General features: G+C 52.3%; 25 protein-coding genes and 1 tRNA gene. 8 read left to right on the forward strand and 18 right to left on the reverse strand.

The window, feature by feature from the left end; genetic code table 11:
• The first annotated feature begins 137 nt into the window (after positions 1–137).
• A complete protein-coding gene (locus SH527x_RS08220; protein ID WP_437194175.1) occupies positions 138–767 on the forward strand; it encodes a putative metallopeptidase in 630 nt (209 codons plus the stop codon).
• A gap of 364 nt (positions 768–1,131) precedes the next feature.
• On the forward strand, positions 1,132–2,424 hold the full coding sequence (locus tag SH527x_RS08225; protein WP_437194176.1) for a sensor histidine kinase: 1,293 nt from the start codon (positions 1,132–1,134) through the stop codon (positions 2,422–2,424).
• Positions 2,425–2,474: 50 nt separating this feature from the next.
• On the opposite strand, the gene SH527x_RS08230 is transcribed toward SH527x_RS08225, so the two are convergent.
• A complete protein-coding gene (locus SH527x_RS08230; protein ID WP_437194177.1) occupies positions 2,475–3,443 on the reverse strand; it encodes a tetratricopeptide repeat protein in 969 nt (322 codons plus the stop codon).
• Positions 3,444–3,710: 267 nt separating this feature from the next.
• Here SH527x_RS08230 and SH527x_RS08235 point away from each other — a divergent pair, with 267 nt between their 5' ends.
• Positions 3,711–4,052, forward strand: coding sequence for a hypothetical protein (locus SH527x_RS08235; protein WP_437194178.1), 342 nt, complete (start codon positions 3,711–3,713; stop codon positions 4,050–4,052).
• A gap of 193 nt (positions 4,053–4,245) precedes the next feature.
• Here the strand turns inward: SH527x_RS08235 and SH527x_RS08240 are convergent, their stop codons facing one another.
• The 7 genes from SH527x_RS08240 to rpsU form a co-directional block, all read right to left on the reverse strand.
• Complete coding sequence (locus SH527x_RS08240) at positions 4,246–4,791, reverse strand: flavoprotein (RefSeq protein WP_437194179.1); 546 nt, start codon at positions 4,789–4,791, stop codon at positions 4,246–4,248.
• 106 nt (positions 4,792–4,897) lie between these two features.
• Positions 4,898–5,419, reverse strand: coding sequence for a UvrB/UvrC motif-containing protein (locus SH527x_RS08245; RefSeq protein ID WP_437194180.1), 522 nt, complete (start codon positions 5,417–5,419; stop codon positions 4,898–4,900).
• 131 nt (positions 5,420–5,550) lie between these two features.
• Entirely contained in the window at positions 5,551–6,477 is a 927-nt protein-coding gene (gene rfbA, locus SH527x_RS08250) for a glucose-1-phosphate thymidylyltransferase RfbA (protein ID WP_437194181.1), read from the reverse strand.
• A 106-nt stretch (positions 6,478–6,583) separates the two neighbouring features.
• Positions 6,584–7,867: a serine--tRNA ligase gene (gene serS / locus SH527x_RS08255; protein ID WP_437194182.1), complete on the reverse strand. Its 1,284-nt coding sequence runs from the start codon at positions 7,865–7,867 to the stop codon at positions 6,584–6,586.
• A gap of 194 nt (positions 7,868–8,061) precedes the next feature.
• Positions 8,062–9,429, reverse strand: coding sequence for a dipeptidase (locus SH527x_RS08260; protein WP_437194605.1), 1,368 nt, complete (start codon positions 9,427–9,429; stop codon positions 8,062–8,064).
• 349 nt (positions 9,430–9,778) lie between these two features.
• Positions 9,779–10,342 (reverse strand): inorganic diphosphatase, encoded by a 564-nt coding sequence (locus SH527x_RS08265; protein WP_437194183.1) that lies wholly within the window; start codon positions 10,340–10,342, stop codon positions 9,779–9,781.
• Positions 10,343–10,478: 136 nt separating this feature from the next.
• Positions 10,479–10,673, reverse strand: coding sequence for a 30S ribosomal protein S21 (gene rpsU / locus SH527x_RS08270; RefSeq protein ID WP_437194184.1), 195 nt, complete (start codon positions 10,671–10,673; stop codon positions 10,479–10,481).
• Between the two features lie 299 nt (positions 10,674–10,972).
• Here rpsU and SH527x_RS08275 point away from each other — a divergent pair, with 299 nt between their 5' ends.
• The 3 genes from SH527x_RS08275 to SH527x_RS08285 all read left to right on the forward strand — a co-directional run bounded on the left by SH527x_RS08275 (position 10,973) and on the right by SH527x_RS08285 (position 14,445).
• The gene (locus SH527x_RS08275; RefSeq protein ID WP_437194185.1) at positions 10,973–12,397 is read left to right on the forward strand and encodes a class II fumarate hydratase; all 1,425 of its coding nucleotides are present in this window, start codon (positions 10,973–10,975) and stop codon (positions 12,395–12,397) included.
• 464 nt (positions 12,398–12,861) lie between these two features.
• The gene (glgC, locus tag SH527x_RS08280) at positions 12,862–14,091 is read left to right on the forward strand and encodes a glucose-1-phosphate adenylyltransferase (protein WP_437194186.1); all 1,230 of its coding nucleotides are present in this window, start codon (positions 12,862–12,864) and stop codon (positions 14,089–14,091) included.
• A 280-nt stretch (positions 14,092–14,371) separates the two neighbouring features.
• Positions 14,372–14,445, forward strand: a tRNA-Val gene (locus SH527x_RS08285).
• Here SH527x_RS08285 and SH527x_RS08290 read toward each other — a convergent pair.
• The 3 genes from SH527x_RS08290 to SH527x_RS08300 form a co-directional block, all read right to left on the reverse strand.
• Positions 14,405–15,715 carry a tyrosine-type recombinase/integrase gene (locus SH527x_RS08290; RefSeq protein WP_437194606.1) on the reverse strand — a complete coding sequence of 437 codons (1,311 nt, stop codon included), beginning with the start codon at positions 15,713–15,715 and terminating at the stop codon, positions 14,405–14,407. The two genes, SH527x_RS08285 and SH527x_RS08290, sit on opposite strands and share 41 nt — an antisense overlap.
• Positions 15,716–15,958: 243 nt before the next feature.
• Positions 15,959–16,621, reverse strand: a complete 663-nt coding sequence (locus tag SH527x_RS08295; protein ID WP_437194187.1) for a hypothetical protein — start codon at positions 16,619–16,621, stop codon at positions 15,959–15,961.
• Positions 16,622–16,699: 78 nt separating this feature from the next.
• Positions 16,700–17,053 carry an HNH endonuclease gene (locus tag SH527x_RS08300; RefSeq protein ID WP_437194188.1) on the reverse strand — a complete coding sequence of 118 codons (354 nt, stop codon included), beginning with the start codon at positions 17,051–17,053 and terminating at the stop codon, positions 16,700–16,702.
• Positions 17,054–17,313: 260 nt separating this feature from the next.
• Between SH527x_RS08300 and SH527x_RS08305 the strand changes: the two genes are divergently transcribed.
• Both SH527x_RS08305 and SH527x_RS08310 read left to right on the forward strand, forming a co-directional pair.
• Positions 17,314–17,553 (forward strand): type II toxin -antitoxin system TacA 1-like antitoxin, encoded by a 240-nt coding sequence (locus tag SH527x_RS08305; RefSeq protein WP_437194189.1) that lies wholly within the window; start codon positions 17,314–17,316, stop codon positions 17,551–17,553.
• Positions 17,537–17,779 (forward strand): YodC family protein, encoded by a 243-nt coding sequence (locus SH527x_RS08310; RefSeq protein ID WP_437194190.1) that lies wholly within the window; start codon positions 17,537–17,539, stop codon positions 17,777–17,779. The genes SH527x_RS08305 and SH527x_RS08310 overlap by 17 nt, the downstream gene beginning before the upstream one ends.
• Before the next feature lie 332 nt (positions 17,780–18,111).
• Here the strand turns inward: SH527x_RS08310 and SH527x_RS08315 are convergent, their stop codons facing one another.
• From SH527x_RS08315 to SH527x_RS08345, 7 genes are all read right to left on the reverse strand, one after another.
• A complete protein-coding gene (locus tag SH527x_RS08315) occupies positions 18,112–18,330 on the reverse strand; it encodes a hypothetical protein (protein WP_437194191.1) in 219 nt (72 codons plus the stop codon).
• A gap of 507 nt (positions 18,331–18,837) precedes the next feature.
• Positions 18,838–20,073 carry a RelA/SpoT domain-containing protein gene (locus SH527x_RS08320; protein ID WP_437194192.1) on the reverse strand — a complete coding sequence of 412 codons (1,236 nt, stop codon included), beginning with the start codon at positions 20,071–20,073 and terminating at the stop codon, positions 18,838–18,840.
• 178 nt (positions 20,074–20,251) lie between these two features.
• Positions 20,252–20,875, reverse strand: coding sequence for a hypothetical protein (locus tag SH527x_RS08325; RefSeq protein ID WP_437194193.1), 624 nt, complete (start codon positions 20,873–20,875; stop codon positions 20,252–20,254).
• Positions 20,876–21,075: 200 nt separating this feature from the next.
• Positions 21,076–21,708, reverse strand: coding sequence for a hypothetical protein (locus SH527x_RS08330; RefSeq protein ID WP_437194194.1), 633 nt, complete (start codon positions 21,706–21,708; stop codon positions 21,076–21,078).
• Positions 21,709–21,796: 88 nt separating this feature from the next.
• Entirely contained in the window at positions 21,797–22,639 is an 843-nt protein-coding gene (locus tag SH527x_RS08335) for a Clp protease ClpP (RefSeq protein ID WP_437194195.1), read from the reverse strand.
• A gap of 570 nt (positions 22,640–23,209) precedes the next feature.
• Complete coding sequence (locus SH527x_RS08340; protein WP_437194196.1) at positions 23,210–23,893, reverse strand: hypothetical protein; 684 nt, start codon at positions 23,891–23,893, stop codon at positions 23,210–23,212.
• A gap of 200 nt (positions 23,894–24,093) precedes the next feature.
• On the reverse strand, positions 24,094–25,530 hold the full coding sequence (locus SH527x_RS08345; RefSeq protein ID WP_437194197.1) for a YfjI family protein: 1,437 nt from the start codon (positions 25,528–25,530) through the stop codon (positions 24,094–24,096).
• Between the last annotated feature and the right edge of the window lie 29 nt (positions 25,531–25,559).

A 25,559-nucleotide genomic window follows, 5' to 3' on the forward strand; every position in this document is an offset into this window, starting at 1 on the left:
CTTCATGATACCCTGCGGAAGTTCGTTGTCTTTGCGGAGACAGCGAACAGTGGCTCAAACAAGTATGTGAAAAGCCTGAAATCTCGGTTGGAATCGAGTCGGTTTCCGTGATTGGAACTGGGGGAAAGGAGTCGCAGGTGAAGATCCATCAATGCTGGGACGAGGCAGACGATTCTTTGGCAGCTGGCCCATTCGATTTTACGCAAGCGATTTCTAATCTCTGTCATGATATTACAGAGAGACATGAAGCGTTTGCCCATATCGACATGTCACGAGTGGCTGTCTGCTTTTCACAGACCCGGTCGCGTGTCCTGCATGGTCTGCAGGCGAAGTTAACGCCGATGCGGTTCGAAGGCGGTTCTCTCGAATGCCGTCGTCGGGGGCGTAAATGGACCGTCCAGAGGCTCTATATGGGCAAACGTGAGATGTATTACATCCTCACGTTTTATCTCCCACGATTTCTCGATCAGTCATTCACAGAGAAATTCATCACGATTCTCCACGAGCTGTATCACATCAGCCCGAACTTTGACGGGGACATTCGTCGCTTTGGCGGTCGCTATCACGTCCATTCAGCGAGTCAGCAAGACTATGACGGGCAGATGGAAGTCTTCGCACGAGAGTACCTTTCGAGCCGCCCTTCCGAATACCTCTATGACTTCCTGCATCAGGACTTCAAATCTCTGTTTAAGCAGCACGGTGGGGTGATTGGACTGCAAGTCCCAATCCCCAAGTTGATCCCACTTGATCAACTCAAATCTGCATAGTCAAAACTGGTCTTTCGTGCTCTCGCGTAATGGCGTTTCCAATAGCGAAACGCCATTACGCGATCACTGTTTTGAGACCAGTTCAAAGATCAGAAGCACTACGACTGCTTCCAGCGGTGTTATTCAGAACCGCATCATGACGCTCGGATTTCTCTGCCGCATCCCTGTGGACTTTGGTCTATTCCCAGGTACGCTTCGATCGGGTTTAAACTATGATGAATCACCCGTGAACGCATTCTCTTCTGGATCGCCATTTCAGGCCGACTTGCGGATTGCTCCGCACAAGGGCTTCCTGAATTCGGTAGGTCGATGTGAATGACTCGGGCAGAGCAATACGTCGCACCTCCCGATCAAATCAGAATCCATGACAGACGAACCAGAAGAAATTCCGAATTCTGAATCGGAACAGGCTGACGCCAACTGGCAGTTATCGGTTGAGTGGATCACGCTCCGCATCAGGTGGTTCGGTTTGATTGTGGGTTATCTCGTGGTGAACACCATCGCCGCACCCGACAATCGACTCTACTTGAATGGAATGCTCACCGTTGGGTTCGGCTATGCCTTTCTCGACTGGATCTGGCATCGTCGAGGAGAAGTCTTTCTCAGCAAGTTCCCGCTTTTCGTTTCGCTGATGGAAGCCATCTTCATCGGCTTGCTCTGCTACTTCGACAAAGGGATCGATAGCTTCTTTCGCTATTACTACTTCCTGTCGCTGCTGGTCTGCGCCATTCGTTATTCCCCGATGGTGGCGTACTCGACCTTTGCTTTGCATGCCACCAGTTTTTCCATGCTGGCGTTCTCACTGACCTCCGCATCTGTTGATCATCTGGCAACGATGATCCTGATGATTGTCTTCATGGGTTGGACAACCTGGGCGAGCATCGCGTTAACGACGCTGATCCGGCAATCAGGTGAGAAGCTTTCGGAGTTGAACCGTGATCTGGAGCTGAGAATCGAGCGGCGAACGAAGGACCTTCAACAATCGCAAGCGTTACTGGTGCAGCAGGAAAAACAGGCTGCATTTGGGTTGCTGGCTGCCGGGATTGCACACGAAGTTGGGAATCCGCTGGCGGCAATCAGCTCACTCGTTCAATTGATGAACCGGAAAGAACTCGACCCTCAAATGCACGAGCGTTTGGGCCTGATTGATGAACAGTTGTTGCGAATTCAGCGAACACTCCGCGAGCTTATTGAGTTTTCTCGCCCAGGATTGCAACAGGTCACACGATTTGACGTGCATGACGTCATCAACAATGCCCTTAATATTGCGAAGTACTACAAACGCAAAAAGGGGAAGTCGATCCAGACAAAGTTCGCTGATAATCTTCCACAGATTTCCGCTGTACGTGACCAGATTCTTCAGGTGTTTCTCAATCTGATCCTGAACGCACTGGATGCAACGGAAGAGGGTGAAGGCATCACGATTGAAACGACTCACACCGATCAATCTGTAATCATCAGTGTGACAGACAATGGGCGAGGAATCATCGAAGCGGATCGGTCCAAACTTTTCGAACCGTATTTCACAACGAAATCGACCGGCACCGGCCTCGGGCTGTTCATCTCGAAGAACATCGTCGAACAGGCGAACGGGCGGATCGAACTCCTGGAAGCACAGCCTCGGCAGACAACGTTTTCCGTGACACTTCCGATTTAGAGCATTACCGGAAATCCTGTCGCTTCACTGGCACACGGAAATCAAAAAGCTTATCGCCATTCATCACGAAAGATGCGGGAGATCTGAGCGTCCCTTTGCTCCGCTGTTTTCGAGGCCGCGTTCCGATGTTCTCGAATCGCTTCCAGACCAGCAGCGTACTGATCTTTATATTGGATCTTCATCGCCTGCATTGCCAGCTCTTCAGCCCGGTCGTAATCACGTCGATGGTCGGCAACGATCGCCAGATTAAAGAGGGCCGCGTGATTATCAGGGTGCTTCTCGAGAGCGGCCAACCACCTCCGTTCGGCTCCATCCCAGTTTCCAGCCTGTACCAGACTCACCCCTTCCCGGGTTTCACGTCGCCCACGAGTGAGCAGGTCAGGATAGGCAAGCTGAATTTCTGAGGTGGCTTCATGGGGCGCGAGGATCGAAACAATCTCTGTCAGGCACTTCTGCGTGAGTTGTTCCAGAACTTCGCTTTGACTGGGAATCTGCGTTCCACGTTCAATAATCCCTTCGAACTGATGACTCACTTCACGAGAGGCACGCACTTCACCGGAATCCACATCCACCAGACGGAAGGAAACCGTGACACACGCTTCCCTGACAGTGACATCTCGCAATTCGCTCAGTGGACCGTCGACAAGAAATTCTGAAGTAGGTGCGTTGTTCATGCCGGGGCGAAGAGGCGTCTTTCTCGCCTGTTTATCCTCGCAGCGGTATTCAACAACTTCGCCAACAACAATCCCGTCAATTCCTTGTGATCGAGCCGAACCTAGCAAACTATCAAACGATGGAGCCTCTGGAGAACTTGCCACCTCAAAAGCGGCCAGTTTGAACTTTGAATCAAAATCATCCTCTGTCACAACCGCGAAGACATCTTTCTTCCACAGTTGCCCAGAAAGCGACGTTGCGACGGATTCGCCGTTCTCACCGGAGAAGTCCATGACCGCGACACGTTGCAGGTCAGAAACGTCAACGCCTGCGGAATTCTGAAACTTGACGACGGCCGTACGCACGCATCCACTGACAAGACATGTCAAAATGAGGAGCAGGGATAATGCGGTCGATGGCATTGGCAAGTTTAAACAGTCAGGGAATGATCGACAAAAATTGCCGATGCAAAGGTTCTGTTATTCATCAATCAACTGTCACATGAGGCGGACAACCTCTGGTCTGTCGACTAATATTGTGACTCAGTCGAGTGCTGATTGAGATTTTTCAGTCTGACCAATCCAAAAATCGGGTGCATCACCCGGACCATTTCACAAACTTACCAAGTTGCCATGTCTCCCAAATGGAATCGGATCCTGCTTGGCATTCTTTCGCCGCTCTTTATTCTGGCGGGAATTGCCGTTGGCGTGTTTGATTCGGACACAAACATTTGGTGTGGGAGCTTTATTCGCGCCGGTGTTTTAATGGGAGCGTTCTGGATTGGAATGCCTCGCAAAGGACGGGCAGCGGCGTGGGAGAAGATTTCGCCGTACTGGATTCTGGGGGCCGCACTGGCGATGGTGGTCATCGGGCGCACAATCCGGTCTCCGCAATTGCTCGTGCCCGTCATTGGCGCATTCTTCGTACTGACATGGGTATGGCCAATGCTTACTGGCCGGCGCAACTATTCGTAGGCAGATTCTCGTAGACAGAATCTGCTGGCGCTTCAGTAGCGCAGGGAAAGACAAGTCTTCCAGCTTGCGTGGGAAAACGTGAGGTAGAGTGTTTTCAACACACCTGAAGAAAATGCGATCTTCAAGTCACATGCGAGACAAAATTCTCTGCATGGAGCGAAGGAAATGCCGCTGCTTGATTGACCGAACCGGTCTAAATCAAATTCTGAATTGATTGCAGAATATCAACCGGTTCCGCCATGCGACCTGGACCAATGGCGCCGCAGCTCAGCCAGCCATCAGCGGGACCGATGAAGTGAATCCCGTCCTCCTGAAGCTGTTTCACATTTCGTTGTACCGCCGGTTTCACCCACATCTCGTTATTCATCGCAGGTGCAAGCAGAACAGGGCAAGTTACCGTCAGTGTGAGAGTCGTCAGGAGATCATCAGCGAGCCCGTTCGCCATGCGGCCGAGAACATGAGCAGTCGCCGGGGCGATCACATACAAGTTTGCACGCCTCGCAAGACCGATGTGCTCGCCAAGGAAGTGTTCTTTGGGAGAAAAGACCTCTGAATAAACAGGGCGATTGGTCAACGCCTGAAACGTTGTTTCCCCAATGAACTTATAAGCCGAGGCCGACATCACCACGGTGACACCAACGCCCTGCTGAACCAGTTTGCTGACCAGATCTGCAGTCTTATACGCAGCTACCCCGCCGCCCACACCAACAATGATTTCAGTTCCGGGTTTGAATGTCATTGACGAACTCTCCTGAACGAACTGCAATCAAACCTCAAACACAGCCCTGACGGACAAAGATCTGATGCCTGCGTGCCAGAGACGTGGGATGATTTCTGGAAATGCTTTAGTTCGTTTTCGTATCAGTTTCGATCTGCTGAATCTGATCACGAATCTTAGCAGCCGCTTCATATTGCTCGTCTTCGACCGCCGACTTCAACTCGCTACGGAGTCGAACCAATTCAAATTGGCGACGACTTGAATCGGAGACGCGCGGAGGGAACTTCCCGACGTGCTGAGTTTCGCCATGAATGCTCTCCAGCAACGGGAGCAGTTCACTGCGGAATATTTCATAGTCTTTCGGGCACCCAAGGCGTCCCTGACTTCGAAACTCTTTGAACGTAATTCCGCAATCTGGACACGTTTTTTGAGGCGTGTCGGTTGCTGCCTCTGGTTCATCGGCTTCGGGCGGTTCTGGAACCTGAGCTGAGCCAGCGTTCGCAAACTCTTCAGGGATACTGCCGACATCGACGGTACTCAGATATTCTTGTGCACAGTTTTCACACAAATGCAACGAAAGAGCTTTACCAGCCTTGAGTTCCGTGATGTGCAAGGTCGCCTGCTTCGTACAACGCAGACATTTTTTCATTTTGCGACCCTCGTCCCTGCAAATTGAGCAGACTTAAAATATCTCACTTAGATCAATTCATTCATTCTAGAGCGGAGAGGGATGGTGTCAAATTGCACACGCCCTCTGTTTGCAGGCAAGACCGGTTCGCTCTAACTGCCCCCCGGCAGATACGTTCGTCCTTCAGTGAGAAGATCCAGCAAATAGGCTCCGTATGCGTTTTGAGCCAGCGGCTCTGCGATCTTGCGAAGTTGATCGTCGTCGATGTAGCCCAATTGCCAGACAATTTCTTCAGGGACGCAGATCTTTTGCCCCTGTCGACTTTCAATGGCTTCGACGAATCCCGACGCCTGTAAAAGAGCCGAAGGTGTTCCGGTGTCGAGCCAGGCATAACCACGCCCCATCAACTCCACCCGAAGTTTCTGACGGTCCAGATAGGTCTGATTCACCGTCGTAATCTCGAGTTCGCCTCGGGCCGATGGTTTGACACTTTTCGCGATCTCAATGACGTCATTGTCATAGAAATACAGGCCAGTCACTGCAAAACGCGACTTGGGCTGCTTGGGCTTCTCGATGATGTCGGTCGGGCGTCCCTGTTTATCGAATGAAATGACGCCGTATCTCTCTGGATCGCGTACCCGATACGCGAAGACGGTGGCTCCATCCCGGTACTCTCTTGCGGACGTCAGCAGTTGCTGAAGGTCATGCCCGTAAAAGATGTTATCACCAAGAACGAGACAGACCTGATCACCGCCGATGAACGACTCCCCGATAATAAACGCTTCCGCCAGTCCTCGCGGAGCTTCCTGTTCTGCATACTGGATCGAGATTCCCAGACTCTCGCCATCACCCAGCAGTCGCCGATAAAGCGGGAGATCAACAGGAGTGCTGATCACCAGTATTTCACGGATCCCCGCCAGCAGAAGAACACTCAACGGGTAATACACCATCGGCTTGTCATAGACGGGAAGCAGTTGTTTGCTGACAACTGCCGTCATCGGATGCAGTCGAGTCCCTGCTCCTCCAGCCAGTATGATTCCCTTGGTCGCCTGCAAGGTCTTCTTCCCGTTGCTGTCCATTCCGTTCCACCAGAGTTGTGGGTGTCAACGTTGTTCTTGTGTGAGAATGCCCCTCACACAAGAAACCCATCAAGATTCTCCGGCCGGGCATGACATCGCAGCAGAATTACTTCTTGGCAACGATCCGATCAACACCGACCCATTTTCGCAGAACTTCAGGCACAATGACGCTGCCATCCGCCTGTTGATAATTCTCCAGAATCGCAATGATTGCCCGAGTACAGGCGACTGCTGTTCCGTTCAACGTGTGAACAAACTGAGTTCCTTTTCGGTCTGGCGATTTACTGCGAATCCCAAGTCGGCGTGCCTGATAATCAGTGCAGTTTGAAGCCGATGTGACTTCGCCATATTCGCCGTCGGTTCCACGACCAGGCATCCACGCTTCGAGGTCGAACTTGCGATAAGCCGGGCCACCTAAGTCGCCAGAAGCGATATTGAGCTTCCGGTAAGGAATCCCCAGCCCCTGGAAGATCTGTTCTTCGATCTGCACGATTTCGGCGTGAACCTGATCGGACACTGCAACATCGCCAGCAGTGAACGCGAACATCTCCACTTTCGTGAACTGATGCACGCGGTAGATTCCACGAACAGATTTGCCGTGACCACCAGCTTCGGTTCGGAAGCAGTGGGAAATTCCGGCCATCTTGATGGGGAGATCAGACTCGTTGACGATCTGATCTCGCATCGATCCCCCGAGGGTGATTTCAGCGGTCGCAACCAGCGAGAGATCTGTTCCCTGAATGGAGTAAATCTGGGTTTCGTTTCCGCGTGGTGAGAACCCGATCCCTTCCAGAACTTCATCGCGTGCCAGATCCGGCGTCGTGCACAGAGTGAAGCCGGCTGCGCGAACCGTTTCAACCGCATACTGGACTAGTGCGAGTTCCAGCAGGACTGCTTCATTCTTAAGAAAGTAGAACCCGGAACCGGCGACTTTGGCACCAGCTTCGAAGTCGATCAGGTCCAGTTTCTGAGCAATCTCAACATGGTCCAGAGGCTTGAAATCGAACTTGGGTTTACGGCCCCATTCCAGAACCGAGATGGATTCCGCTTCCCCACCAGTTGGAGCGTCAGGGTGAGTCAGGTTCGGAATTTTTGACTGTTCGACGCGAAGTTCCGCTTCGACTTCACGCAATGCGGATTCGTTTTTTGCGACTTCAACCTTCAGCGATTTCCCGTGTTCGACTAACGCTGAACGTTCTTCCGGGCTCGCCTTGGGAATCTTGCCTGCGACTTCCTTCTGCTCATGCCGGAGCGCATCCCCTTCACTGATCAGAGTGGCACGGCTTTCTCGCAGTTGCAGCAGCTTTGACAAATCAGCAGGGACACCACGTGCCCGGCAATTTGCTTCCACGAGATCCACATTGTCACAGATAAATTGGAGGTCAAGCATGGGGAAATCGGGTTGATATAAAAAACGGTAAGGAAGTTGATCTATGACGCTGAAACACCAGCATGAGAGCAGAACACATTGGCTCTCCTCCCCTGACTGGTCGACAAGACCGGCCAGATCACTCCGGAATGTCCGAAATCAAATTTGAAATCCAATTCGGAATCGAATCGATCAGTAGCTCGTCGCGCCCAAGTCTACTGCTTGTTGGCAATCTCCTGCCACAACCAGGCACTGGCCAGTGTGCCCCGATGAAATGCATCCACACTAAAGTGTTCATTGGGGCTATGGAGATTATCGGTATTCTGCCCCCAGCCCAAGAGCAGTGTATCGACCCCCAGATGCCGTTTGAATGTCGCAACAACTGGGATTGAGCCACCTTCTCGAATCATGACCGGCGGTTTCCCGAACCCTTGAGTAATCGCCGATCGAGCAGCTGCCATATATGGACTGTGCAGGTCACACAGAACTGCTTCGCATCCGTGCCACTTGTGGAACTTCAACTGCACTCCGACCGGGCAGTTCTCGCGGAGAAAACTCTCAAGGCGATCGGTCAACTTTGCAGCCATCTGATTCGGAACAAGTCGACAGGTGATCTTCGCTGTCGCTTTCGAAGGAATAATCGTCTTGGGTCCTTCGCCCGTGTAGCCACCAATGATTCCGTTGATATCGAAGGTCGGTCGAGCCCAGCGACGTTCCAATGTCGAAAAGCCTGCCTCGCCAGCAGTCGCTGGAACTCCGAGGCCGTTTAAGTAGGCGGCTTCATCAAATGGAAGTGCCGCAAATTCCCGACGTTCTTCAGGAGTCAGTTCCAACACGTCATCATAAAATCCAGGAATCAGGACTCGTCCTTGGTCATCCTGAATCTTCGCCAGCAGTCGGGTCAGCACGTTCACCGGATTCGCAATCGAGCCACCAAACACACCGCTGTGTAGATCCTGTTTTGGCCCCAGCACAGTGACTTCGCAGGCCATGATCCCACGGAGTCCATACGTGATGGCCGGCATGTCTGGCCCGTACTGAGCGGTGTCGCTGATGACAGCAACATCACATGCGCATCGTTCTCGATTCTGCTCAATAAACAGATCCAGATTGTTGCTTCCGACCTCCTCTTCGCCTTCGATCAAAAACTTCACGTTGATCGGAAGTTCCCCAATGGTCTGCAGCCAAGCGGCAACGGACTTGATGTGTGTGAACATCTGCCCTTTGTCGTCTGTTGCTCCTCGGGCATAAATTTTCCCGTCGCGGATCTCGGCAGCGAACGGGGGCGAATGCCACTGATCAAGTGGATCGGCCGGCTGAACGTCGAAATGCCCATAGACCAGAACGGTGGGTGCCCCGGGGCGTTTGGTCCACTCCCCCCAGACAATCGGATGGCCACTGGTCGGAAAGATTTCTGCTGTGCACCCGGCATCTGAAAGCGATTGAGCAACAAACTGAGCGGCAGCAACCACATCCTGTTTGTGAAGCGAATCGGCGCTCACGCTGGGAATACGAAGAAGAACCTGCAGTTCTGAAAGATTCGCATCTGCATGGCTGGAAAGGTATTCCTCAATTTTTTGCATAGTCACAGCGGACAATCCTTCCCGAAACATGAGCATTTGAGGAGTGAACAACAGACTCACAAAGCCTCTATGAAGAGCCCCATATTTACAAGAGAAGGCGAGCCCTGAGGGACTCGCCTTGAAGAACTCTTCAGACACCGATAATTCGAAACCGATTCCACGTTCCAGTTAATGAAAACCAGACCATGCCACCGGCTGAAGTTCAAGCCACAGTCCGCAAGTCATCTCATCGACTTGTGGCCACTACGAGAATAAATCAAGAAATCACGCAGCGCATCTGGAACGCGGGATTCAACCTTCTCCAACGTGAGAAGGCTGCTGCCCGGCCACACCAACAGACCAAATCGGTCTAGTATGACGTTGGGCTGCGGTCGATGAACCCGCGTCGACGCTTCGCACTGTAGACTTCCAGTGCCTCTTCGATAATTGGAATCGCGGCTTCGACCGGCTGGAACTCATCCACTTCAACGGTCTTTCCTTCCAGCATCTTGTAGTCCTGGAAGAAACGTCGCACCATCGACAGACGATGAACAGGCAATTCGTGGAACTGCCGCACCCCGGAATACTCAGGATCGTGCGTGGCAACAGCGAGAATCTTATGATCCTTCTTGCCAGCATCGACCATTGTCATCAGCCCGATCACCCGAGCTTCAACCAAAGTGAGCGGAGCAACCGCTTCCTGGCAAAGAACCAGAACGTCCAACGGATCGTCGTCTTCTGCGTAAGTCTGCGGGATGAACCCATAGTTCGCAGGATAATAAACCGCTGAGTACAGAATTCGGTCAACCTTGAGGAGCCCTGTTGACTTGTCGAGTTCGTACTTGACGCTCGACCCCATTGGGATCTCAATAACTGCCGTAAATTCACCAGGCAGATCTTCGCCCGGTGTGACATCGTGCCATGCATGCGTCATATCAACAGACTTTCACGTCTCTGGCCCCAGCTGGCCCAGGATGAACAAGTGCCTAAAAACAAAAAAGCACGCATTAGTTTGCGTGCTTCGAAGTTAGCTCAGAATTTCGCACCGGCGTGTCGTCACTCTAAGAAAATCAGCCGTTCATCATCTGGTTCATACGAGCGCGGTTCTTAGCGCGACGTTTTTCCCGACGACGTTGTTCGCTTGGTTTTTCAAAGAATTCGCGTTTACGGAGTTCTTTTTTCACGCCGCTGTGCTCGACGAGCTTACGAAAACGACGAACAGCATCTTGCACGGACTCATTGTCACGCAAACGCAAACGGACCACGCATCCCTCCAAATGTCAAAAAATTCGAACCCCCTCGACAAGGGTCCGCAGAAGTTACTTATTTTGTGCGAAGAACCGTATACTATATCGACTTTCGTCTTTCCCACAAGCACATCGATCGAAATTCTTCCACACGTCTTCCGGTTTCTGAAGTCAAAGATTCTCGGATGGTCGATTTTCCGGGAGAGTCGTTTTTGTTGCTCGGGCGCAAGTCGTTATGCTCTCTCGTTTGACGTCGTTCAGTTTTCGATAAAATAGCAGCTGCTGTCCCGTTATCTGGCTTCAGAAGAATTGTGACCATGTCCGAATTCCGTATTGAAAAAGACTCCATGGGGGACGTGAAAGTTCCCGCTCAGGCCTATTACGGTGCCCAGACTCAGCGTGCCGTCGAGAACTTTCCGGTTTCCGGGTGGAACCTGCACCCGACCCTCATTCACGCAATGGGACTGACAAAGTACGCCTGCGGAGTCGCCAATCGCGACCTGAACAAGCTGACCGGTTCCGGGAAGAACCCGCTGAACGACCAGCAGGTTGAAGCCATGCTGAACGCGGCTCTGGAAGTCGCCGACAGCAAATTCGATGACCAGTTCCCGATCGACGTCTTCCAGACAGGATCAGGCACCAGCAGTAACATGAACTGTAACGAGGTCATCTCGAATCGCGCAATCGAGATCGTTGGCGGAGACCGCTTCACTGCCCAGAAGCTGATCCACCCCAATGACCACGTCAACATGGGACAAAGCACCAACGACACATTCCCAACCGCGATTCACGTGGCGACCGGCGTCTCCATCAAAGAACGCCTGATTCCAGCGCTGAAGCGATTCCAGGAAGTGCTCACCCAGAAAGCCGCCGAGTGGGACAAGATCATAAAGATCGGACGCACCCACCTCGCCGACGCGACCCCATTGCGACTGGGACAGGAATTCGGTGGATTTGCTCGCCAGTTACAACTCTCTGTTGAACGCGCCGAACGCGCACTCGCAGCAATCTGCGAACTCCCTGTCGGGGGAACAGCCGTCGGTTCCGGGATTAACACCCACCCAGAATTCGGTAGCCGCGTTTCCGCCGTGCTGGCCGAAAAAACAGGCGTTCCGTTCATCGAAGCTGTCAACCACTTCGAAGCAAACGCACAGCGAGACGGTCTGGTCGAGTGTCACGGGCAACTCAAGACCATCGCCACCACATTGTTGAACGTGGCAAACAACATTCGCTGGCTAGGATCAGGCCCACGCTGCGGATTCTACGAAGTCATGATTCCGGATTTGCAGCCAGGCAGCTCCATCATGCCAGGGAAGGTCAACCCTGTCATGTGCGAAAGCCTGATGCAGGTTTGCGCCCGAGTTATCGGCAATGACGGCACGATTACGGTCAGTGGCGGCATCGGCGGGAACTTCCAGCTGAACATCATGATGCCAGTCATGGGCCAGACAACCCTGGAGTCAATCGCACTGCTGGCCGATGGGACCAACGCCTTCGTCAACTTCTGTGCTGAAGGTCTGGAAGCAAATCCAGAAGCATGCGAAGCTGGCGTGGAAAAGAGCCTGTCCATGGTGACAAGCCTGAACCCTTTCATCGGGTACGAAAAAGCGGCTCAGCTCGCTAAAGAAGCGTTTAAGACCGGTAAGACCATTCGTGAACTCTGCAAAGAACAACAGATTCTCGCAGACGACACACTCACTGCCGCTCTTGATCCAATGAGCATGACCGAACCACACGCTTAATATCGACTGCAATCCCGAACAGAAATTCTGATCGCACGTTTCGCGGCTCGCATCCAACTCAGGGGTGCGAGCCGCTTTCTTTTTGATACCTCCTCAACCGCTTGCATACTCCCATCGCCCACCCACCTGACGAGTACTCGATAGCAAATCTTCGAGTACGCTTAGATCACTTGCGCACTCAATGAACATGACGACTGGAATACAAACCGGGCGCTTTAGCGAATTCAGGACTACCAATGCGACACGCGATCGATAACATCTTATTTATTGAACTGAGTCCCCCATCGAGAGCGCTTCTTGAATTGAGGTGACTCTTCTGGAGACACGCGAGCCAGACCTCATCGAACAAAACATCTGCAGCGCGAACACATCATCGACCGTACCAATCTCGCAACCCTTCAAGTGAATTTCCTGCGACGCTGTACATCAACATTTGCAAGTGCCCCCATCACCGAATGCAACCTATGCGCGATGTATTGACTCTGATTCTGGCCGGCGGAAAAGGGACTCGACTCGAGCCACTCACAAGCGATCGAGCAAAGCCAGGAGTTCCGTTCGCAGGTACTTTTCGAATCATCGACTTTCCGCTTTCCAACTGCATCAATAGCGGTCTGCGTCGCGTACTGGTCATGACTCAATACAAGGCAGCAAGCCTCGATCGCCACGTGAACAACGCATGGCATTTCCTTTGCCGCGAGCTCAACGAATTCATCGATATCATCTCCCCTCAACAGCGACTGGGAGAACACTGGTATCGAGGAACAGCCGATGCGGTCTACCAGAACATCTACACGATCGAGCAATACCGCCCCAAACACATTTTGATTCTATCCGGAGACCACATCTACAAGATGGACTACTCCCGGATGATTGCCGAGCACATTGAATGCGATGCCGACTGCACCATTGGTTGCATTCCGGTTTCGGTGGATGAAGCCCGATCATTCGGAGTCATGGAGGTCGATGAGGATTATTGGGTCGGCAGATTCGAAGAGAAACCAGCCGACCCGTTTACAATTCCGAACGAACCCGATCGGTGCCTGGCGTCGATGGGGATCTATATCTTCAAGGCCAACTTCCTGCTGAACGAACTCTGCCGCGTCGCGACATCTCCGAATTCATCTCACGACTTCGGAAAAGACATGATCCCTCACATCATCGAGACGCACCGTGTTCGTGCCTATCCATTTCAAGACCGCAACACGGGCACCGAGTACTACTGGCGCGATGTCGGGACGCTCGATTCTTACTACGAAGCACAGATGGATCTGGTGTCCGTCGACCCGAAACTCAACATGTACGACTCCACATGGCCAATTCGGGGACACCACCCTCCTCTGCCGCCGCCCAAGTTTGTCTTTTCAGCTTACGACGAATCGCCACCACGCGTTGGGCACGCACTGGACAGCATCGTCTGCCCGGGGAGCATCATCTCAGGTGGAGAAGTTCGAAACTCCGTCGTTTCGTCAAATGTTCGAATCAACAGCTACTCATCGATCGACTCGTCCATCGTGTTTGATGGGGTCGAAGTCGGACGTTACGCCCAAATCCGCCGAGCCATTATCGACAAGGAGGTTCGAATCCCCCAGGGAATGAAGATCGGGTTCGATCGGGACGAAGACCGGCATCGTGGATTAACGGTGACCGATTCCGGCCTGACAGTTGTCCCCAAATGGCACCGTTTTAAGGACTGAGGAAGAATTCAGGGGAGTTCCCACACCTCTGTCGCCCCGCCAATACAGCCACAATTGCCAGCACGATTGTGAGACGTTCGAAGGCGAATTCGGAAGCGATCGAAATTGGCCCGCCTCCGACCCTTGCAGAAATCGCCACTCTCGATTCAAATATCGACACAGTGAGAGTGATGGCTGTCTAAAGAACACCCCAGCAACTTTACTGTAATCTCTTGCAGAACAGAGACTTAAGAGCATATCAAGTCTGGTTCCAAAAAAGATTGCTGTCTGATTTTCACATGGTCGCGTAGCGCAGTTGGTTAGCGCACTTGCTTCACACGCAAGGGGTCACAGGTTCGAGTCCTGTCGCGACCACTCTCTTTCCCTCTTTTCTCAGGGAAATAACACATTTTCCGCCATTTTTGCGGGATTTCTTCACCCTCTCTGTGTCCCTGTTCACGTCGGTTCCTTCGTTTTCCATCATATTCTGGTGTGCAAAGTGGCGTACATTTGACGCCTTCGTGAAATCGGATTCCGTTACTGTCAGGTAGTGTCGAGCCGCAACCGTCGGGCTGTTCCCGATCCAGGCACAGACAACGTGAATTGGATGTTCCGCTGCCAGTTCAGTCTCCCGACTTGCCCGCAAGTTGTGGAAGACTTTCGGCCAAGGTTCCAAGCCTGCACGTCGAATGATCTTGTGGAGTTGCGTTCTCAGGTTCGCTTCTGTCGAGCGGTAACGGGTGACAACAAACCCCCGCTTGTCCTGCGACTCGTCGAAAGCTGCCAGCAAATAGGGGAGCAGTTCCGGGAAGATCGGAACGACCCGACTTTCCTTTCCTTCGTGGTGTTCCGTCTTCGGCGACCTGACTGTGAACCGACCCGCTTTCCAATCCACGTCTTCCCACTTCAGGCTGAGATGTTCAGACGGACACCGCAAGCCGCCGTATCGACTCAATGCGAAAAGCAACCGCCATTGCGTGTCAGGGCAGGCTTGGAGAATCGCTTCGGCATCTTGTCGACTCAAGAAATAGTCGCGGCTCCTGTTCTCTTTTGTCGTGCGGGGAATGTCTTTGTGAGTGAACGGGTTGATCGCCACCAGCTTTCGGTCTGCTGCATCTGCGAAGAATTGAGCCGCCACACTGCACATCTTGCGGGCCGTGTTCTCCTGCAAGCCTGTTCCCCGTGTTTTCTGGTTCCCTTCTCTCAGCATCCAGTGACGGAAGTCTTTGGCTTCGCCGACTCCAATTGATTGCAGGCTCATGGAATCCCCAAAGCAGGCCAGCAACAATCGACGACACCGCTTCCAGACTGCTTTCGTGGCTGGCTTGGCTGCTGAGTGCCGTTCGATATAGGTCTGCGTGAAAGCGGCAATGGTAGCTTTCGGCTGTGCCTTCTCTGGCTGTGCAATCAATCCGTGCTTGTAGAGCTTCTGTCGCATGGCATCACCGCAGTTCGAAACCCATGACGCCGTTTCATCAGTCAGGGCTGTACGTGACTTCAGCGAAGACAGCAGTTGTTCTAGATGTCGTTTCACTCCGTTTGCAGCTTTGGACGTCATGCTTCCGGGATAGAACGACTGGCGTTTGCCGTTGATGTCAACGTATCGAACATTCCAGCCGTTGCGATGTTTCGTCAGTGTAGCCATTAGGTTCCTTGTTTGAGCCTGCAAGGGGGAGAAGAAACCCGGCACCGGTTGCACTTCCACATACAACCGGTGCCGGAGAAAACCGCGTGCTGCTACTCACGCGGGGGCCTGAACCGCTGCTACTACGGTCAGGCAAATAGTTCCCGCTGCATTTGCCGTACAGCAGGAACCCGCCCCTTTGACGTTTTGCCGCCATCAAAGAGGCTTCCAGCCAGTTTGCGGCAGGCTGGAAGTTCACAAGAATCAGGCGATTCTCAATTCGTGCTGGTCGCTGGTTTCTGGCGACGCTTGAGCCTGCAACCAGTCAATGAAGGCTGTTGCTTCCTGCTTGGCATCGCGTTTGTTTGACTGGTTGCGGACAACAATTTCACAGTTCTGAAACCGGTCCGTGTCACATTGAAATCGGTATTCAGGTGGCTCCAGTGTCAGGAGCTTCACCGGGCCATAATTCGCGGGCTTCTGGATCGGCTTGCCATTCGTCATGTAGGCAATGGCTTTTCGGGCCTGCCGGAGTGCATCGTTGTCGCTGCTTGAGTTCAGAACGTCGATACTGAAATCGTCTTCCATGCCGACAACTGCCACACGCCGACCGCCATCACAGATGTAGAGTTCTGGCTCGTCTTCAATTCCGACCTCGGTCTCAATCTCTGCCGCCGCTGCCAGGCACTTGCTGGCAATTGCCCGCAGGCTGTTCGCGAGTTGGCTGTCGACGGGGCCGCTGTAATAGTTCATGCGGCAGAACAGATCGAGCTTCACAAGAATGTCAGTCTTGCCATCACTCGACGTCTGATCTTCGAGTGTGAATCTACGATCGAAATGACCGTGCAAAATGGTCTGAAGCTGGTCCAGGCTGAGTACGCTGGATTCGAATTCTTCAGTTTCGGGCTTTTCAACGGATTGGATCATCGTACAATATCCTTGCTGGCCTGTTGATGTCCTGAGAAAACTACAACAGGTTGGTTGAATCTTTCGAGCCAGTAGCCTTCAAGCTGCTGGCTTTTCTGCTTTGTGGGTTCTGGTTGCCATCAACTGCTGGATCTCGCCTTGCATGACCATCAGATGAGAACACCATTCATTGAGCGGTCTTGCACGCTTGGAGTCGCAACAGCTCTGACAGGACAGAACCGCGTTCTTCGCGACCGTCTCGCCTCCCTGTGACAGCGGGATAATGTGACTGAGTCGCGTCCCGGAGTTCGACAGCTTGCACTTGCAGAACGTGCAGAACACTTCGCCGTCGTTCGCGGCCTTCGCTTCGCCCCGCAATTGAGCCTTCAGAATGGTTCGCTTCGTGTGAAGCTCAATCTCTTCTGGTGTCATTTCTTCGACGTGGAGCTGCATGTCAGCATCTTTCAAATAAGAAAAACCCTGAGCATCCGGGGACGAGCCGAATGTTCAGGGTGTAGAACCGGAGCAGAGTGCCCGGAGATTCAAGATGTCATCCGTCAGGAGTTCTCGTCCAACTCGCTGTGGGTGAGTGAAAGATACTAGGCCTCACGAAAGGTTGCAATAGGTACCTCTTCGAATCTTTAGCATTTTTCTGGGAATGTAATGGCTTTCTCTCAATTGCGATCAGCTGGTGTTTCATTTCTGATGGCGACATGGCGAAGAAAACCACCAAAACAACTAAACAATCAGGCCAGCAACTCAGCGTACGTTGTACGGATGAGGATGCTGAGCTATTTGAACGTGCGGCAATGATTGAAGGTGCAGACACCGCCCAAAGATGGATGGTGCAAGTCTGCCGAAAGCGTGCTCGCCAGATCATCGCTGCAGCGGAATCCGGGGCTGGAGTCCGCATCAGTGAAACGGTGATTGTGCCGGATGATGGCGGAAACTAACCAGAAGAAAGAAAAGGGCCAAAGAATGGCAACGAGAAGAATTGAAACGGGCGATGTCGTGCGGCTTAAAAGTGGAGGCCCCAACATGACAGTTGGTGCTCCGTACAGCGATAATCGGCAGGCTTTTCACTGCTTTTGGTTCACTAGAGATGAACACGGAGCAGAAATTATTAAACATGAGGCGCTTCTGATTGACGTCCTTGAGGCAGTTGCCACCGATGATTAGCCTTCGACTGTCGAGAGAACCGTATCGCCAGAATTGAGGCAGCGTCTTGCAAGCTGATTGGCTCAACCTCACCGGAGACCGCGGGCGGTCTCCGGTGTTGCTTCAGGTTCGCCCGTGTGTCTTCTGGTCTGATGTTCGCCAGCTTGGCAGCAGCATCCTTCAAGCGGACCGCCGGCGGTCTGCTTGAATACTCAACTTCAGGAAGATGTCCGCCGGCGGACATCTTGAACCTCTCACTGGCTCAACTTCAAGGATCAAAGGTCGCCGGTGCTCTTTGATCCTTTGCCGGTTCGACCTCACCGGAGGGCACCGGTGCCCTCCGGTCTCTCAAATCACCCCTGAGCCTCCATCAACCCATCCATCCGTTGAACCAGTTCATAGAACGCCGTCATTGGAATAGACAACCGGGCCGATTTCTTGCCGTCGATGATGTGAAACTGACACCAGACTTCACTCGGATGGCTGATATCGACCTGAACCGCCCGTTTGTTGCCTGTTGCTTGGCTATCTCGAACGACGAAATCCCGGAAGAATCCTTGACACTGTGCCATTGTTGAGCCTTTCTTAACAAAGCGTTTTCAAAGGTTGCTTTTTGATTGATTCCGACCGTCCGGGGTGGGACAATGGAAAGATTGCTACATAGGCAGTGTTTTTTCTCTCACTGCCATATTCTTCTTTCCTAGAAGCCGCAACAGTGGATGTTGTGAACTTCCCGCTCTATCAGGAGGGTGTAACGTGGGTATCTTTTGGGATCGTTTTGTCTCTTGGGTCTGTGTGTTCAATGGAGGCAAAGAGCCAAGAACCCCCAGAACGTTGCTTAGTCGACCTCAATGGACACAACACAAGACCCTTTCAGAATCCAAGCTGAGATACCACCAGAAGGAAAAGGGAGTGAACAGAGCCCAAGCGATTCAGAACATGGAAGATGATGACCGGAACTTGGCGCAGAAAGCGAACACAACCAAGCCTAAGCCCGCCCCCGGGGAGGTAGGCAAATGAACCCCGACCAGTGTGTAAGCTGATCGGGGTTTCTGTTGTTCTGGAGCCTGCAACAGTCATTAGGGTGAGTGCTGTGTGGTGGTTATCCTACGGATATGGCTTAAAAAACTGTGGACATCTAGGAAAAAATTTGGGTAAGCCTTTTTTAAGTCGGCGAGCGACCCCGCTGAAACCAACACGGCCATCCTGGTGTCCCCAGGCGTGTTTAGTATTTCTCTTTCAATCTTGGAATACTCGATATTCGCTCTTTGGAATTCCTCTTTGTGAAAGCCCCAGATTTGCACACTTGCCTTGGTATTTTCGTCTGAATTTGGGCTCAGCACAATCAGGTGGAATTCGCCCGCCGCACGGCGGGACCTCCTTGAAATCTGCTCAGCCACAACGCTAATTGCGTGCAGCTTCTCCACAACCTTTAGTGAAGCGGCTCTTGTTCGAATCTCCTCATGAATCTTCTCGATGCTCATGTCCTGGTGAGCTTGAAGCTTCGGAGTTTTCTCCATGTCAGCAAAGGCTGAGGAAACTATGGCAAAGAAATCTAACCATTCTGACGATCCTTGACCCGATTTTAATGACATGTCGGAAATGACGCCAATTGTCTCAACGGCGGTTGCCCATGCATGCTGTAGTCGTGATCGAATTTGAAGCTCCAGAAGTAATCCATCATATTGTGGAGACTGCTGGTTCTTGTATCTGTAAATTAAGTGAACCCCTCTGTACCCAGACTTTTTCGGATTGCTCACGTAATCCTGTTCTTTCACTAATTCGTGAAGGAACTTCTTGGATTTGCAGTTTACATAATTATCCCTGAGCTTCTTGACTTGCTTGACATTGGTCACAATTGCACGCAATCCTCCAATGTCCTGCATTCGAGCTAATTGCATTCCCTTTTGCCGCCTAAGCTTATCAATGATAGTGGGGAATCTCTTTAATCTTTGAGCAACAATCGCCGACGAGCAAACCATGGCGGATCTTCCCCGAAGTGTCGCTTGGAAGGTGTTGATTGCGTAGCCATGACAGAGCCGCCAGTTTTCGACAACACTAAAAGACAACATTAGTTCTCTAATGTTGTCACTGGTGGGGTCTTCTGTGTCGAACTTTGACTCTGCAAAGTATTCGCCAGCCGAATTGACCTTGCTTCGTGAGAATGTCGGTGACGGAAAGGCCATTGATGCACGGTCAAGATCGAGTGGTGGGGGATTAGCGTAATCTGCAACTGAAGTATTCAGTTTGTTCACCCTTTTTTCAATGTGCAACGGTCTGATCACCATGGTTTTAGTAGCGAATTCCAGACCCATGTCGCCCTCCACCTGTCGCTGGCGTTGATCCTAAACACGACACGTGGCGTCAAACGACGTCGCAATGTCAACTGGGGGTGCGCGGTTTTCAGTCTCCCCCCGCCCACTTCATCAGCAGGCGGGGGAGACTGAACTGGCCGGTACGCTGCTATAGTATCAGGGCTGGTTCCTTCTGCGGTCAAAGGATGTTTTTAAAGAAATCGCCAACTTTGGGAGCCGCTTTCTTCAGTGCTGGCCCCATGAACGGGTTGCCTTGAAAACGCATCGTCACACCGTTCCCTTGCCAGTCCGGCAAGACAGCAGTTCCACCGTGTTCAAGCACGTTAGCAGTGCCTGAATACATCTTTGGAGGCCCGACAATCGCAGATCCTGCAAGCACGTCGTAACCGAAAAAGATGCTGTTACGCAGATAGCCAGAGTGGCGTGATTGACCAATCGTTTTATTGGCACCAACTCCAGTTTTGTCGTATGGAGGCTTGCCAGGTGGAGCAGACAGCGGATACTCAAGTGGGGCAGCGTACTTAACTCGCTCTTTGCGGCGAATCGCGTTTCGAATGGCTTTGTCGTAGCGATCCTGAAAGAACTTTGGGACGCCTGTTTTGTTCGACGTCTTGATCAGGTTGCGTGCGACAGCACGGGTATATGCTCCCGCCTTTTTCAGCGATTCAATCTTCTTCTTATCAATCGCGTTTATGACCTTCGATTGGTCAAAGAAGTGATTGACGACGAAGCTCGAAAACGCATTGGATCCGCTACTCTTGCGTTCTCGCATCTGAACCGACAAGCGATTCATCAAACCCATTAGCAGGTCCCTTCTGTGAGTTCATTAAGTGGAGTCAGGTCATCGTTGATTTTCAAGACGTTGACTGGGGCAAGCTGGATGGTTCGCTCGATACCGTTTGCGTCGATAAATGCAGGCATATTGGGAGCCTTCAAAGTTTGAATGAAAGAGAAACCAGCCGCCCTGAGTGCAGGCGACTGGCATAGAGAACGTGCTAGGAATTAGCCGATACCGTTCGACAAGATGTTGCGGGGAGCCTGAGAGACGCCAATGCCATTCGAGACGCCCACAAGCTGGCGCATAGCAACGTCCAATGCATGGTTAAGGGTGTCCGCGACTGAATTGTTATCTCGGGATGCTTGGTAATTTCTGGAGAAGTCTTGGAGGTGATCCCGTCGCTGACGTGAATCAAACACCCTGCGATTTCTGCGAAGAAACGCGTCGTCGTAGCCGAGAGCCCACTTGGGGCTTTGTTTCTCGAACCCTAGCTTTTCGATGCCAGCGATAACTTCGGCTTCAATGTTGTTGGCAACCAGTTCTTGCTCACCCGCTGCATGAAGGGCCGCACGCCGAAGAGTGTCGTAATAATTGGACAGCCCCCCCCTTCTGAGCCTTAACTCTCGCTTAAGAACCTCGAAGTTCCGTTCCTTGGCTTCGCGTGCTTTCGCGATTTGCTGAACGGTGAGTTGATCGACTGGAGTGTCTCGGATGACATTTAACGCCAGGTCGATCTGTTCCCGCTCGTCGTGAATCCCCGCAATTTCCGCGTTGCATTCCTCCCGGGCCGCTTCCAGTTCAGGAGTATCGAAACCAAGGCTTTCCAGTTGATCTAGCGGTGTCCATTCAATTGACATGTTTTTTTACTTTCGAAAATGTTTTCAACGGTGAAGAATTGCATTCCCAGCCAACACGACCAGGGATGCTAGAAGTCCGCTCGGGTGCTTAGGTCTTAGAACCGTTCGTCAATGCCATCACTTCAGCCAGGGACGTTGGAGCCTTGCCGGTTGTGGCTTTTGGCTTCGCCTTGGCTGACGCTGGAACGCGACCGTTCGTGATTGACATCAAGTCTGCCAGGCTCTTAGGCTGGCCGTGCTTCTTGACGATGGCTTCCGGCGACTGCTTTACCGCTCGGCTGTCTGGATGCGAGTGCATGGCCGTGATCATGCGGGCCTGTGCAAGCTGCTTCACGCGATACGGCGTGTTCCTGAAGCGGCTGACATCAAGCGATGCCGTCACCTTGACCGCACCAGAAACGTGAGTCGCGAACCCGAGTGACTTGGCATCGTGAGCCCCCAGCCACTTCTCAGCAGCCATCCAAGCCTTGACGATCTGTTCAGGTTGCCCCGTCCGCTGGCTGATCAGTCGCATCATCTTGGCATTGAGTTGCTCAAGCATCCGGCTGGCGTCATGCATCGCCTGAGCAGAGCCGAATGCTTCAATCGATCCTTCATGGATCATGATCTCGGCATTTTCGGAGACTTCCCGCACGTCGCCTGCAAGGAAGATGATCGATGCTGCAGACGCCACGATGCCGACCGCCCGCGTCCGCACCTTCACCGGGAACTGAACCAGCTTGTCGTGGATCGCCAGGCCCGCGTAAGCGTCCCCGCCAGTGCTGGAAATCTCGACGATGATCTCACGTGCGTTCCGGTTCCGGTCAAGGAACTGCTGTAGGTCGCCGATAGTGAAGCCGCCTTCGCCCCCTTCTGCTCGTCCGATGGCATCATGGATGTAAAGCACCGGGACCGCCCCAGAGCCTGCATCCGCTCGAATTTGAAAACTCATAAACGTCCTTTAAAAATGGTTGCGACCAGGCACTGAATCCGACGTCGGCGCAGACCGTAGGCCACGAAATTGACAGTGAGAGAACAGCCCGCGTCAGACAGACGGGGCAAACAACTCAGAAAGCACGTCGATCTATCGCGACCGACTAGAAGCTTGTGAACGTGCCGACTGGAAGCCAGAGCCTGCATTCAGCTTTGTGGCTGAAGTCCGCCGATGGATGCCCCGACTGTCGACTTTGGCATTACGGCTCGTGAGCAGAGCCCACAAGCGGCCTATGCGTGATTCGCCACGCTGCTTCGAACATCCCATCAAGATTCCCTTTCGTTAGAATTTCGAACCGCTGCAGAATCCAGGAACACCCCCAGATCCCGGTCGATTCCATTTACTAGCCACACATCACCAGACGCCCGCATTTGCCCCATGACGGCCTGCAACTGGTAGGCGGTAAACTTCATTCGCCATCAGTTTGCGCTGCGTTCTGAACGATCCTGGGGTCGCACCGTGTAACTACCTGCCATATTGACTCCTCCGCAGGCTAGGGGGAGGGATTTTTTCGTCAAAAAGGACCCGCTACCTGCCCTGCGATGCATCATCGGGTTGGTTGACTAGGCGACGTAGACGAACGACTTCAGCCAACAGTCGCGGCACATCGTCGCGAGCATGTGCGATAAACTCAGCGTCCGCCTTGGGGTCGTTGGTTGGTCCAAAGTCTCCCACTCGACCGACAACAACTGATTCGTCTTCATCCATGGCACAGACTGTTCCACCGAGTGAGCAACCGTTCTCGTCTCTGAAGCCTACAACCCATTGGCAATCAGTCGCCTTTGAGCATCTCAACTGAATTGCTGAGAGTTCCGACTCACTAATGGGCTTATGCTTGTGCTCCTGCTGCATGAATTCCGTGAACGTCTGCATACCGAGTAGGTCGACGCTTCGGCTAACGGCCATCTCTAAGCTCCCAGCCGCGTTCTGTGCAGCGAATCGGGTTCCCCGCAATGTGCCGTGGATCTCCTCCATGTAACCGGAAATTGAATCCAGGCATCCCGCCACATGAAACAGTGGTTTGAGCCGTTCGGCAATCAACAGCAGTGCTGCCATTACATTCAGGCTGTCAATCGTAGACGTGAACGGGCGAACCTGTCCCATCATCCCCCGGCAGTTACTGACAGTCGCCTCCATTTCCGATTCGGTTATTGCGGCTCCACTCGCGATTCCGTAGTTCGTCTTGAGCCAGTCTGTGTTCTTAGCTGCCATTCATGATTCCTTTGAAAGGGTTAGAGAAAATTTGCACAATCGAGCTTGGTTAACTCCGCCCAGGGGTTATGAATCTGCCATGTGTCGGTGCCTTCTGGTGTTTAGGTCGTAGGATTTCCCACACATGTGGGAAAATGTGGGAAGTGTGTGGGAACGTCAAGTGTTTATCTTGCAGTGAGTTAGGTGTGGTTTCCCACATTTCACACACTTTGCGTGGTATTCCAGATGTACGCTCGCTTCGAGTTTCCACCAATGGATGTGCAGCAGCCAATTCGGGCAAGTGAGTCTAAAGCGATAGCAGCGTCTTGAGTCGTTGCGAACAAGTCCCTATGACTTGACCTCAGTCCCCTTGCGTCGACTGATTCGCCTTTTGCTGCCCGCCTCAGGAAGTACTGACGAACCTTCGAGAATGTTTTCTCGTCAAGCGGCTTCTGCTCACTGATGAATTTCTGGTGACTGGAGAAATTGACAATCTCTCTCAACTCTCCGAAATACCACCAGACAATTTCTCTCGCCTCTCTCAGTGTCTCTTCAGAAATTCGTTCATCTGGATCGAAGACTCGAGGCTCCCTTTGTGCCTGTTTTGCAGTGTGAAGAATGAGGGCGATTCTCAGAACATAGCCACGCATTTTTGATAGAAATGTCTTCTCTTCAAATGTGGCCAGTTCGCTTGTTCTCTCTTGCTCTATCTCTTCGAAAACCACATGGAATAGGTTCCATGCGTTGTAGTCCAACTCAATTAGATCTGGCTCAGAGTTGCCGAACTCATTGGTCTTCAGTTCCAGACCGTAGCGGATCGTCCAAATCAAATTCGACCACTGAGATTGAATTTCATCTGAAAGCCTGTCGTCTTGTAGCTTCACTGGCATATCTGGAGGGAAGCTAAACAGGAAACGAGAGAACAGTCCGTTGTCTGTATTATCGCCCCTGAACAACTTGCACAGAATATTGGGCTGAATGCCACCTAAGATTGACAGATACGCACGCGGGATTCGGATGATAGGCGGGAATGACTGTTTCCTGTCGATCTCGATAGTATTTGCGTTGAATGCCTCCAGGTATTTTGCAACGTCAGACCCACCCTTGTTGTACTGATTGAATGACATCATCCAGCCAGACAACTCGTCTTTAATGAGCCCTAACCCACGCGGGTTGATCGACAACTGAACCGCCAAGGATTCAACTGTTGCATCATCGATAGTCGTTCTCTTGAAGTGTGGCGGAATTGGCTCAATTGGATTGAAGCACTCATTCGGTATCTCCTCTTCCTCGGTCTCCTGTAGGGGCTCTTTACGTTTCCTCTTCGACTGAGACTTATTGACCTTTGCTTGTTGGTCGTACTCCTGTTTTTGAGTCTCGTACTTTTGCCTTTCCTTGCAGAAATCTGAGTAGCTGTGTTCTTGAATATCTTTCAATGGTCTTGTCACAGCCTTTAGTACTGGCGTCTTGAGCGAACCAGGCTGTCCGATCAATGCCCCCCAAAAAACTGGAGGCTCTTTCCAGTCTTTCCGACCGACGAGACGCGTGTTTCCTATTGCTGTGGAGAGAACCGCCAGTGATGCAGTAGATGGATGCCCCAGTGAGCAACTCAGAGAATTAGCAACTGCAATTGCAAAATCCCGAACAAGGCTGGGCAACGAATCAACTGGAAAGTCCTCATAGTGAA

The sequence above is a fragment of the Planctomicrobium limosum genome, from assembly GCF_051465645.1.
GTDB lineage: Bacteria > Planctomycetota > Planctomycetia > Planctomycetales > Planctomycetaceae > Planctomicrobium.